This is a genomic window from Psychrobacter urativorans (genome assembly GCF_904846675.1).
GTDB lineage: Bacteria > Pseudomonadota > Gammaproteobacteria > Pseudomonadales > Moraxellaceae > Psychrobacter > Psychrobacter urativorans_B.
Genome location: NZ_CAJHBT010000054.1, coordinates 1 through 1,148, shown reverse-complemented (window position 1 = coordinate 1,148; position 1,148 = coordinate 1). Strand labels below are relative to the sequence as shown.

Below are 1,148 nucleotides of genomic sequence, written 5' to 3'. Positions count from 1 at the left end.
TTGCAAGCTCTACGTCGTTTAGACCCTGCCACTTGTCTTTTAAATAATGAATGACCTCAGTTTTATACAAGCCGTTGACCGTTTCGGCTAAAGCATTGTCGTATGAGTCGCCGGTGGTGCCAACAGACGCTTTAACCCCTGCTGCAAGCAGTCTTTCAGTGTAGCGAATAGACAGGTATTGACTGCCTCTATCGCTGTGGTGAATCACCTCTTTTGGTTTATCTCGTGCCTGTAATGCTTGCTCCAGTGCATCAAGTACTAAATCTGTATTCATCCGGCGAGAGACCTTCCAGCCGACGATAGCACGGGCATAGACATCAATGATAAAAGCAGTATAAACCCAGCCGCTATTGGTTTGAATATAAGTAAAGTCAGCAACCCATAACTGATTAGGACGACTGGCAGTAAAGTTGCGTTTAACAAGGTCATCGGCGCGCTGTTGCTTGTCATCGCTGACAGTAGTGCGTTTACCTTTACCGCGCCAAACGCCTTGTATCTGGTGTTTACGCATGAGTCGCTCGATGGTGCAGCGAGCAACCTGTACACCTTCAATTTTAAGCTGTTGCCAGACTTTGCGTGCGCCGTAGCGGCACTTGCTGTCTTGCCATATGCGAGTAATTTCATGAATCAAATAGTCGTCATGTTGCCTACGTTTTGAGCGTCTTAACGGATTATCAGCTAAGGCTTTAGCACGATAATAGGTTGATGGGGCAATCGGTAGGATTCTGCAGATTGGCTCGACCCCATAGTCGGCTTTGTTGTTTTCAATGAAGGCGAGCATTACTTGAAAGGGCGGCCGAGCTCCGCCTGGGCGAAAAAAGCAGCCGCCTTGCGTAGTATTTCATTGGCTTGCTGTAGCTCTTTATTATCTCGCTCAAGCTGCTTAATTCGCTGCTCTTGGCTTTGAGCATGGACGGCTTCGGGAATGCTTTGTGTGATATATTTTTTATGCCATGATCGTAAGGTTTCAGGGCTGCAGCCTATTTTCGAGGTGATTGCCTGAGTGGCGGCCCATGCTGATGGGTAGTCATTTGATGCTTCAATCAGCATACGGACAGTACGTTCTTTAATCTCGGGGGTGTATGTATTTTTACTCATTGTTCTATTCTCTCAGATTAATGAGTCTCCGACAAACCCGGGGCGGTTCA

1 protein-coding gene and 1 other annotated feature are annotated in these 1,148 nt (G+C 47.2%); the gene reads right to left on the bottom strand.

Going from position 1 to position 1,148, the window contains the following annotated elements; translation table 11 throughout:
• Positions 1 to 1,098 (bottom strand): IS3 family transposase gene (locus JMY06_RS11670; RefSeq protein WP_201618412.1). Its coding sequence is split into 2 segments (ribosomal slippage), with 1,099 coding nucleotides annotated over them: positions 1 to 822 and positions 822 to 1,098; the frame shifts between segments, so codons are not numbered across the junction. This gene is flagged as partial in the annotation.
• Positions 707 to 823: a sequence feature (AL1L pseudoknot), on the bottom strand. (Overlaps the previous gene by 117 nt.)
• Positions 1,099 to 1,148: the final 50 nt, after the last annotated feature.